Annotated in this window: 11 protein-coding genes; 7 read left to right on the forward strand and 4 right to left on the reverse strand. The window is 73.3% G+C overall.

Features of this window, described 5'->3' with window-relative positions:
* Window positions 1–129: 129 nt before the first annotated feature.
* The 3 genes from C6N75_RS32165 to C6N75_RS27820 all read right to left on the reverse strand — a co-directional run bounded on the left by C6N75_RS32165 (window position 130) and on the right by C6N75_RS27820 (window position 1,907).
* Complete coding sequence (locus C6N75_RS32165) at window positions 130–291, reverse strand: putative leader peptide (RefSeq protein WP_322888085.1); 162 nt, start codon at window positions 289–291, stop codon at window positions 130–132.
* 84 nt (window positions 292–375) lie between these two features.
* The gene (locus tag C6N75_RS27815; protein WP_105871623.1) at window positions 376–774 is read right to left on the reverse strand and encodes a RidA family protein; all 399 of its coding nucleotides are present in this window, start codon (window positions 772–774) and stop codon (window positions 376–378) included.
* Window positions 771–1,907 (reverse strand): acyl-CoA dehydrogenase family protein, encoded by a 1,137-nt coding sequence (locus C6N75_RS27820; protein WP_105871624.1) that lies wholly within the window; start codon window positions 1,905–1,907, stop codon window positions 771–773. Before C6N75_RS27820 ends, C6N75_RS27815 begins: the two co-directional genes overlap by 4 nt.
* Before the next feature lie 154 nt (window positions 1,908–2,061).
* Between C6N75_RS27820 and C6N75_RS27825 the strand changes: the two genes are divergently transcribed.
* From C6N75_RS27825 to C6N75_RS27855, 7 genes are all read left to right on the forward strand, one after another.
* Entirely contained in the window at window positions 2,062–3,711 is a 1,650-nt protein-coding gene (locus C6N75_RS27825) for an AMP-binding protein (protein WP_105871625.1), read from the forward strand.
* Between the two features lie 9 nt (window positions 3,712–3,720).
* A complete protein-coding gene (locus C6N75_RS27830; RefSeq protein WP_105871626.1) occupies window positions 3,721–4,554 on the forward strand; it encodes a PaaX family transcriptional regulator in 834 nt (277 codons plus the stop codon).
* Window positions 4,555–4,817: 263 nt separating this feature from the next.
* Window positions 4,818–5,324, forward strand: coding sequence for a cyclic pyranopterin monophosphate synthase MoaC (gene moaC, locus C6N75_RS27835; RefSeq protein ID WP_105871627.1), 507 nt, complete (start codon window positions 4,818–4,820; stop codon window positions 5,322–5,324).
* Complete coding sequence (locus tag C6N75_RS27840) at window positions 5,305–5,874, forward strand: MogA/MoaB family molybdenum cofactor biosynthesis protein (protein WP_105871628.1); 570 nt, start codon at window positions 5,305–5,307, stop codon at window positions 5,872–5,874. Before moaC ends, C6N75_RS27840 begins: the two co-directional genes overlap by 20 nt.
* A gap of 109 nt (window positions 5,875–5,983) precedes the next feature.
* Complete coding sequence (locus tag C6N75_RS27845; RefSeq protein WP_181160651.1) at window positions 5,984–7,468, forward strand: MFS transporter; 1,485 nt, start codon at window positions 5,984–5,986, stop codon at window positions 7,466–7,468.
* Window positions 7,469–7,653: 185 nt separating this feature from the next.
* On the forward strand, window positions 7,654–8,706 hold the full coding sequence (gene moaA / locus C6N75_RS27850) for a GTP 3',8-cyclase MoaA (protein WP_105871630.1): 1,053 nt from the start codon (window positions 7,654–7,656) through the stop codon (window positions 8,704–8,706).
* 50 nt (window positions 8,707–8,756) lie between these two features.
* Window positions 8,757–9,122, forward strand: a complete 366-nt coding sequence (locus C6N75_RS27855; RefSeq protein WP_146132697.1) for a 4a-hydroxytetrahydrobiopterin dehydratase — start codon at window positions 8,757–8,759, stop codon at window positions 9,120–9,122.
* 108 nt (window positions 9,123–9,230) lie between these two features.
* On the opposite strand, the gene C6N75_RS27860 is transcribed toward C6N75_RS27855, so the two are convergent.
* On the reverse strand, window positions 9,231–9,860 hold the full coding sequence (locus C6N75_RS27860) for a flavodoxin family protein (RefSeq protein WP_105871632.1): 630 nt from the start codon (window positions 9,858–9,860) through the stop codon (window positions 9,231–9,233).
* Window positions 9,861–9,935 lie beyond the last annotated feature (75 nt).

Genomic DNA, 9,935 nt, shown 5'->3' on the forward strand with positions numbered 1-9,935 from the left:
GTGTGGCCCCCGATGACGGCTGCGTCAGGGGGGCGGGCGCGGGTCAGGTCAGCGCGGGTGGCGGGTCGCAGGGCAGTGGCCCGCGGCCACGGGGGGTGCGGCGGAGCTCCGCCGGGCGACGCGGGGTCGCTAGCGGCAGGCGGCACACAGGGCGCTGGCCAGACGTCGGAGGTCGACGTGGAGGCGCGCGACGAGGTTCGCTGACTGGCTCACGTCCGAGACACTCGCAGTACGGGCAGGCCGCGTCAACGCGTGGGCACGCCTCACCCGCCCCCCTGACGCAGCCGTCATCGGGGGCCACACTCCCGCAGCACTCCGTTCACACAACGGCGGTTTCCGGCCATCCGCACGCCGTCAGACGGGGCCTCGGACGTCTCAGTCCAGCACCGCCAGCCCGTCCAGCTCCACCAGGGCCGCCTCGTCCCAGAGGCGGACCACGCCGATCACCGCCATCGCCGGATAGTCGCGGCCGGCCAGCCTGCGCCAGATCCGGCCCAGTTCGGGGGCGTGCGCCCGGTAGTCGGCGACGTCGGCGGCGTAGACGGTGACCCGGGCCAGGTCGCCGGGGGCGCCCCCGGCGGCCTTCAGGGCGGCCAGCAGATTGCCGAGGGCCGTCGCGAACTGGGCGGGCAGGTCCTCCCCCACCACCCGCCCCGCGCCGTCCAGGGCGGTCTGCCCGGCGAGCAGCACCAGACGGGAGCCGGTGGCGGTGACGGCGTGGCTGAATCCGGTGGGCGGCGAGAGTTCGGCCGGGTTGATCCGCTCCAGGCTCATGAGGCGCTCTCCGGCACCGGCCCGGCGGCGTACAGCTCGCGGGCCACGATGGTGCGCTGGACCTCGCTGGCGCCCTCGTAGATGCGGGGCGCGCGGACCTCGCGGTAGAGGTGCTCCAGCAGGTGGCCGCGGAGCAGGGCGCGGGCGCCGTGCAGTTGGACGGCGGTGTCCACCACCCACTGGGCGGTCTCGGTGGCGAGCAGCTTGGCCATCGCCGCGCGCCGCCGCACATCGGGCGCCCCCTCGTCGTAGGCCGCGGCCGCCGCGTACACCAGCAGCCGGGCGGCCTCGGTGCGCACGGCCATCTCGGCGACCTGGTGGGAGACGGCCTGGAGGTCGCTGAGCGGCCCGCCGAAGGCGGTGCGGGCGGCGGTGTGGGCGAGGGCAGCGTCCAGGGCGGCCTGGGCCATGCCGACGGCGAACGCGCCGACGCTGGGCCGGAAGCGGTCCAGGGTGCCCATGGCGACCCGGAAGCCGCGGTCCACCTCGCCGAGGACGTCCTCGGGCCCGACCGGCACGCCGTCGAGGAAGAGGCTGCCGACGGGGTGCGGGGAGAGCATGTCCAGGGGTGCGCCGGTCAGTCCGGGGCGGTCGGCGGGCAGCAGGAAGGCGGTGATGCCGCGGGCCCCGGCGCCGGGGGTGGTGCGGGCGAAGACGGTGACGAGGTCGGCCTCGGGGGCGTTGGAGATCCAGGTCTTCTCGCCGGTGAGCCGCCAGCCGGCGCCGTCCGGGGCGGCGGTGAGGGCGAGGGCGGCGGCGTCGGAGCCGGCGCCCGGCTCGCTGAGCGCGAAGGCGGCGACGGCCCGTCCGGCGGTGACCTCGGGAAGCCAGCGGGCGCGCTGGGCGGGGCTGCCGTGGGCGGCGACCGGATGGGCGCCCAGCCCTTGGAGGGCGAGCGCGGTCTCGGCCTCGGTGCACTCCCGGGCCAGCGACTCGCGCATCAGGCAGAGGTCCAGTGCGCCCGCCTCGAACAGCCGCCCGATCAGGCCGTGTTCACCGAGGGCGGCCACCAGCGGGCGGTTGACCCGGCCCGGTTCGCCCTTCTCGGCGAGCGGCCTCAGCTGCCGGGCGGCCAGCTCGCGCAGTGCGGCGCACCAGGCGGTCTGCTCCGGTTCGAGTGAGAATGCGGGCATTCGCGCTCCCTCGGGAGGATGGGGACGGGGCGCCGGGCGCCCACCCGGCACGGGGTGGCGTCCGCCCGGCACAGGACCTATCGCGGACCGTTGACTGTCGTCACCATCACGATACGCTCGTTGGGCGTTCCCGCCCCTGCCCAGGAGGCGAACCATGGACCTCACGCCCTCGGCCCACCTCGACACCTTCACCCGGGACGGGCTGCCGCCGCCCGAGCAGTGGCCGGAGCTGGTCTTCGACCTGCCCGAGCTGCGCTACCCGGACCGGCTCAACTGCGGGCGGGAGCTGCTGGACCGCACGACCGAGCTCTTCGGCCCGGACCGGCCCGCCTTCCTGGACGGCGGCGGCGGCCTCTGGACGTACGGCGGACTGCTGGCCCGGGTGGACGCGATCGCCCGGGTGCTCACCGAGGACCTGGGCGTGGTGCCCGGCAACCGGGTGCTGCTGCGCGGCCCCACCACCCCGCTCCTGGCGGCCTGCTGGCTGGCCGTGGTGAAGGCGGGCGCGGTCGCCGTCACCGTGCTGGCGCAGACCCGCGCCCCGGAGCTGGCGGTGGTGGGCGCGATGGCCCGGGTCTCGCACGCGCTGTGCGACGCGCGGGCGCTGACGGACCTGCGGGCCGCCGAGGTGCCGGGGCTGCGGATCACCCCGTACGGCGGCGAGTCCCCCGACGACCTGCTGCGGCTCACCGAACGGCACGCCGGCCGCCCCTTCCCGGCCGTGGACACCGCAGCCGACGACGTCGCGCTGATCGCGTTCACCTCCGGCACCACCGGGCGGCCCAAGGGGTGCGTCCACTTCCACCGCGACGTGCTGGCGGTCGCCGACACCTTCTCGGCGCACGTGCTGCGGCCCCGCCCCGACGACCTGTTCGCCGGCTCCCCGCCGCTCGGCTTCACCTTCGGCCTGGGCGGTCTGGTGCTCTTCCCGCTGCGGGCCGGGGCGTCGGCGCTGCTGCTGGAGCAGGCCGGGCCCAGGCAGCTGCTGCCGGCGATCGCCGAGCACGGGGTGAGCGTGCTGTTCACCGCCCCGACGGCGTACCGGGTGATGCTGGAGGAGCTGGCCGCACCGGGCGCGCCGGACCTCTCCTCGCTGCGCCGCTGCGTGTCGGCCGGCGAGAACCTGCCCGCCGCCACCTGGACGGCGTGGCGGGAGCGCACCGGCCTGGAGCTGATCAACGGCATCGGGGCCACCGAACTGCTGCACATCTTCGTCTCGGCGGCCGACGGGGCGATCCGGCCCGGGGCCACCGGCCTGCCGGTGCCGGGCTGGCAGGCCCGGGTGGTGGACCAGGGCGGCGCGCCGGTGCCGGACGGCGAGGAGGGGCTGCTGGCGGTGCGCGGTCCGGTCGGCTGCCGCTACCTCGGCGATCCGCGCCAGCGCGAGTACGTGCGCGGCGGCTGGAACCTGACCGGCGACACCTACGTCCGGGAGCCGGACGGCTATCTGCGCTATGTGGCCCGCGCCGACGACATGATCGTCTCGGCCGGCTACAACATCGCCGGGCCGCAGGTCGAGGAGGCGCTGCTGGCCCACCCGGACGTGGTGGAGGCGGCGGTGGTCGGCGCGCCGGACGAGCTGCGCGGGCAGGTCGTGGTGGCGTACGCGGTGCTGCGCGACGGGCTGCCGCGGGACCGGGCCGCCGCGGAGGCCCTGCGCGCCTTCACCGCCGCCCGCCTCGCCCCGTACAAGTGCCCGCGCCGGATCGAGTTCCTGGACGCGCTGCCGCGCACCGCCACCGGCAAGCTCCAGCGCTTCCGGCTGCGCGGGGCAACCGGAAAGGGCCGCGCGGGCACGACCTAGAGTGATCAGGTGGCCGACCAGCACACCCCCCGCTCCCTGATCGTTTCCCTGTACGGCGTCTACGGACGCGACCCGGGCGGCGAGCCGCTGCCGGTGGCCGAGCTGATCCGGCTGCTGGCGGCGCTCGGCGTGGACGCCCCCTCGGTGCGCTCCTCGGTGTCCCGGCTCAAGCGGCGCGGGCTGCTGGTGGCCGGTCGCACCGCGGACGGCGCGGCCGGCTACGCCCTGTCGGAGGAGGCCCGCCAACTGCTGGACGACGGCGACCGGCGGATCTACCCGGACGACCGCCGGGCGGCCGGGGAGGGCTGGGTGCTGGCGGTGTTCTCGGTGCCGGAGGCCGAGCGGCACAAGCGCCACCTGCTGCGCTCGCGTCTGGGCCGGCTCGGCTTCGGCACGGCCGCGCCCGGGGTGTGGATCGCCCCGGCGGCGCTGTACGAGGAGACCCGGCGCACCCTGCGCCGGCTGCGGCTCGACCCGTACGTCGACCTGTTCCGCGGCGAGCACCTGGGCTTCGCCGCCACCGCCGAGGCGGTGGGCCGCTGGTGGGACCTGGACGCCATCGCCGCGCTGTACGAGGACTTCCTGGAGCGGCACGAGCCGGTGCTCCGCGCGTGGACCTCCCGCACCGGAGGGGCCGCCTGCCCCGGGCCGGGCGGCGACGAGGACGCCTACCGGCACCACCTGCTGGCGCTGGACTCCTGGCGGCGGCTGCCCTACGCCGACCCGGGCCTGCCCGCCGCCCTGCTGCCGGCCGACTGGCCCGGCGGCCGGGCGGCGAGGGTCTTCACCGGCCTGCACACCCTGCTCCGCGAGCCCGCCGCCCGGTTCGCCGGCCTGCGCTGACGAGTCCGCGCCGGGTGCCGCCGTCCTCGCAGGTCGCGTCCGGCGCGGGGGCGCGGTGCGGCGGAACCCGGGGAGCCGTGTCACCCAGCGGTTTGTCCGCAGGCCGCCTAGAATGAGCTGGCATCACACGACAGGGGCATTTCTGTGCCCTTCATACACACTTGCGGCCTTTCCGACCCGGTCTTACGGCGGACGCCCTTCCGCGATACGGCAGATTCGCAGTCCCGAGCGCCCGCACCAGCACCTTCTGGAAGAGAGATGCCATGACGGTGGAGCAGTCCAGAGAAAAGCACGCCGCGACGGACGAGGCGTACCTGCTCGATGTCGCGGACAACGACGTCGCCGCACGCATGGCGCGCGCCAGCGGCCACGTGCGGGTCTCGGCACGCACCCTCGAGTTGCTCAAGGACGAGAAGGTGCCGACGTCAGAGGTGCTGTCCGCCGCCAGGGTGGCCGGGATCCTCGGCGCCAAGCGGACGTCGGAACTCCTGCCGCTGTGCCATCACCTGGCCGTCTCCGGCGTCACGGTCGATCTGACGGTGGGAGACGACGACGTGGAGATCGTCGCGACCGTGCGGGCGATGGATCGGGCCGGAGTGAGCATGGAAGCCCTGACCGCGGTCTCGATCGCCGCGCTGACCGTGATCGACATGATCAAGGAGTCGGACAAGGGCGCGGTCATCACCGACATCCGGGTCGAGGCGATCAGCGGCGGCAAGTCCGGGGCGTACTCACGCCAGAGGATCGAGGATGAGTTCCCGCACAGGTGAGGTGCACGTGCACCATACGGCGGACGACCAGGCCCCTACGCCTGCGGACGCACCGACGAGCGGTGACACGCGCCGGGCGCGACGGCGCCTCCTCGTCCTGAGCGCCTCCGACCGCGCCGCCGCCGGCGTGTACGGGGACAAGGGCGGCCCCATCCTGGTGGAGGCGCTCACCCGCATGGGGTTCGCCGTGGACGGGCCGCTGGTGGTACCCGACGGCGACCCCGTGGAGGTGGCCCTGCGCGACGGGGTGACGGCTGGTTACGACGTGATCGTGACCAACGGCGGCACCGGCATCTCCCCCACCGATCGCACACCTGAAGCGACCCGCCGGGTCCTCGACTACGAGATCGCCGGCATCGCCGAGGCGATCCGAGCCCACGGTACGAGCAAGGTGCCCGCTGCCGCGCTGTCCCGAGGGCTGGCCGGAGTCGCGGGCCGCACTCTGATCGTCAATCTTCCTGGTTCGTCGGGTGGTGTGCGCGACGGATTGGCCGTGCTGTCCCCGCTGCTGCACGACGCCCTCGACGAGCTGACCGCCGCGTCGCCCTGAGCCGGTGCGCGCCCTCCCTCGGCACCGGCTTCCGGGGGCACACAGAGAAGGGACGTTCTGGCGCATGCGGCGCAGGGATGCGGATCACCGTTGGTGGGTCCTGTGCACCATGATCGCCGTCAGGGCGATGGTCGGCATCGACGCCCTCGTCGTACTGGTCGCGCTCCCCGCGATGCAGCGAGGCCTGGACGCCTCCGGGACGGACGTGCAGTGGTTCGTCAGCGCGTTCCTCATTCCCTACGCGGGATTCGTCGCACTCGGGGGGCGCATCGGGGATTCCTTCGGACACGTCCGGTTCCTGAGGATGGGCATCGTCCTCTTCATCGCCGCCTCGGTCGCCGGCGCCTTCGCCGAATCCCCCGGGTGGCTGATCACCGCCCGCGCCTGCCAAGGAGCGGGCGCGGCGTTCGTGCGGCCGAACGCCGAGACGGTCCTCGCCTCGCAGTTCGAACGGCGCGAGCGGGGGCGGGCGGTGGGCATCGCGAGCAGCGCTTCGACCCTGGCCGTCGGGCTGGCCCCGCTGCTCGGCGGACTGTTGACCACCACCGCGTCCTGGCGTGCCGTCTTCTTCGTCAACCTACCGCTGGGACTGGTTTGCCTGGCCGCCTTGCACGTGCTGCCGCCCGCCGACCACGCCGAGCGCACCCCCGTTCCGTGGAGCAGCGCGCCGCTGCTCGTCCTCGGAATGGGGGGAACGGTATTCGCCGTCTCCGCCCTGCCCGAGTGGGGCATCGGTTCCGCCGCGACGCTCGGCGTACTCTGCGGAAGCCTCGCCGTGGCGCTGGTGACGGTAGTCCGGGAACTACGGTCGGAGAACCCGTTGATCGACTTCCGACTGTTCGCCTTGCGGTCCTTCGGTGGTTCCGTCGGCATGCTTGCGACCCTGCGGTTCTCCGCCATCGGGTTTCAGGTTCTCACCGTCCTGTGGGTGCAGGACGTCCTCGGCCTCTCCGCCGTGGAGGCGGGACTCCTCGTGCTCCCGCTCAGCCTCCCCGTCATCCTGTGCGGTCCACTGGGCGGACTGCTCTACGACCGTGCGGGGCCTCGGACACCCGTGGTGCTGGGCGGAGCCCTGGTGTTCGCCGGGACTCTGTGCGCGGCCCTGACCGTGCGTCTGGAGAGCAGCGAGTGGTTGATCGGTTGCTGCGCCACGAACGGGGTGGGAGTGGGCCTGGCGGTCGCCCCGCTCTTCACCGAGGCCTTCAACGTCACACCCGCGGCATTGCGCGGACAGGCGGAGGGCGTCGTGCAGACGACGCGTGAGCTGGGCGGCGCCCTGGGCATCGCGGTCCTGGGCGCGGTGTTCGTCCACGTACGGAGAACGAATCTGGCCGGGCTCATCGAACAGGACGGCCGCATCCCGATGAGCCGTCTTCCGCTGGTGGAGCGATCCGTCGGCCAGTTCGTGGCCCTTGACCGGCAGAGACTGCCCGCCGGCGTTCCCGCCGACCTGCTTCCCGACCTGAAGGCCGCGGTCACCCAGGCGGTGGCGGCAGCGTTCTTCGTCGCCAGTTCCGTCGTGCTCGTGGCGTCGGTCGTCTCGGCTTTCCTGCTGTCGCGCGCGGAGCCGGAGAAGAACACGGCTGCCGACTAGTTTCCGCCGCACCACCCCCTTCACGAAGGCCCGGCCTCTGCGGAGGACGCCGATTCCCTGTCCGGGTAGAATCGGGATTCTGGAAACGGTCCGCGGACAGGCAGCCCGTCGACAAAGCCGGGGCGCGCCGAAGGAATGGGCAGTCAACCGCAACGTAAGTTTGTGTCCGAGCCGCGGGAGACCTCGTGCGACCAGACGCCGAACCACCACCCCGGGACGTTTTCCACCGCCCCCTGCGGGATTTGCGCATATCCGTGCTCGACCAGTGCAATCTGCGGTGCCGCTACTGCATGCCGGAGGAGCACTACACCTGGCTGTCCAAAAGCGACGTGCTGACGCTTCCCGAGCTGGCTCGTCTCGCGGACGTCTTCATCGCGCTGGGCGTGGCCAAGATCCGGCTGACGGGCGGCGAGCCGCTCATCCGACCTGATTTCCCGCAGATCGTGGGCGAACTCGCCGGCAGGTTCGGCCGCGGTCTGCGCGACCTGGCCGTGACCACGAACGGCGTCCTTCTCGCACCGCTGGCGCAAGAGCTGAAGCGCGCAGGCCTCAGCCGGGTGACGGTGAGCCTGGACACCCTGCGCGCGGAGCGTTTCCGCGCCCTCAGCCGACGGAACAGCCACGCGGCGGTGATCGAGGGAATCAACGCCCTGCCGGCTGCCGGATTCAAGGGGACGAAGATCAACACCGTCGTCGTGCGCGACTTCAACGAGGACGAGCTGGCGGACCTCATCGAGTTCGGCCGGACGGTGTCCGCCGAAGTGCGGTTCATCGAGTACATGGACGTCGGAGGAGCCACCGGTTGGAACGCCTCGAAGGTCGTCTCGCGCGACGAGGTGCTCGCCCTCCTCGCGGACCACTACGGTGAGGCTCCGCGGGCCCTGGACGACGAGCGCGGCGCGGCGCCGGCCGAGCGCTACGCCCTGGGCGACGGAACGACGTTCGGCCTCGTCTCCTCGACCACGCAGCCGTTCTGCGATACGTGCGACCGGAGCCGTCTGACAGCGGACGGGCTCCTCCTGACCTGCCTGTACTCGCTCGACGGCCTGAATCTGAGACAACCCCTGCGGGAAGGCGCCAGCGACGGGGAACTGCGCCGAATGGTGAGGGACGCGTGGTGCGCGCGAGCCGACCGGGGCGCGCAGGAGAGGCTTCTCCAGTCCCGACGGAGCGCGTTCGTCTCACTGGACAGTCTCCGGCGTGACCCGCACCTGGAGATGCACACCCGCGGAGGGTGAGCCGGACTCCGACATCACCTCCCGCACACCCCGAGGAGACGGAGACGACCGTGACATCCGAACACCCTGCGGCCGAGCCGCTTGCGGCGGGGCGGCACCGGGTATGCCGCGGCATCGTGGGCACCCTGGCGGCCGACGAGGTCAGGCACCGACTGGAGACCATGCCGGGGTGGGTGTCGGACGGAGCCGGCCTGAGCAAGGTCTTCCGCAGCGAGTCCTTCGACATGTCGATCGACTTCGTGGTGGCCGTCGCCGAGCTCTGCGTGGAGGCCAACCACCACCCGGATCTGCACGTCCGCGACAAGCGCCTGGTGACGGTGGTCTTCCGGACCCGCCGATACGGGTCCGTGACGGCTGTCGACTTCGATCTCGCACGGCGCGTCGACGCGCTCTTCCACCGGATGAACGCCATCTGAGGCCGGGACGACCGGTGCCGGCGGCTCGATCCGGCCACCGGCGCGCCCGGTGGTCCCCCGTCGGGCGGACGGGCCCGATCGGCGGAGGGATCGTGGGGGAAGTCCAGGTCAGACGCCCATCGGCACCCGCTCGTAGGAGAAGCGGGCGAGCGGGGCCTCACCGGCCAGGAAGGTGCGGGCCCGCGCCAGGGCGTCGGTGTCGCGGCGTACGTCGCCGGGCTTGGAGCCGCTGCCGAAGAGCACCCCGCCGAAGCGCATGCCCAGATAGGCGGCCGAGTGGGTGAGGGTGGTGACCAGTCCGTCGGCGGCGGCGTGCTCGCGGTCGGCCATCGCGGTGACGCCCCACAGGGTGCACCCCGCCATCCGGGCCTTGAAGTCCAGGCCGTCCTCGCCGAGCCAGCCCGACCAGTAGTCCAGGTAGCGCTTGGTGTGCGCGGACAGGGTGTACCAGTACAGCGGCGAGGCGAGGACGACGTCGGTGGCCGCCAGGGTGGCGTCGCGCAGCAGGTCCTCCGCGTCGCCGCCGATCCGCTCGCCGGCCTCGTGGCGGCCGTCCTGGAAGTCGGGCAGAGCCAGCCCGGCGAGGTCCACCCACTGCTGCGCCGTCCCGGGCGGCAGGGCCTCGGCGGCGGCGCGGGCCAGGATCTCGGTGTTGCCGCCGGGCCGGGATGATCCGAGGACGAAGAGGAACGAGCGGGGGTCGGCGGATCGGGGAGCTGCGGGCGCGTCGATCGTCATGACGGTGCCAACCCGGCCCGGACAAAGGCTATTCCGGCCGGGGCGGGAGGCGCCGCGGGTCGGGCGGGGTCAGGG

Source organism: Streptomyces solincola (genome assembly GCF_002982015.1).
Lineage (GTDB): Bacteria > Actinomycetota > Actinomycetes > Streptomycetales > Streptomycetaceae > Streptomyces > Streptomyces solincola.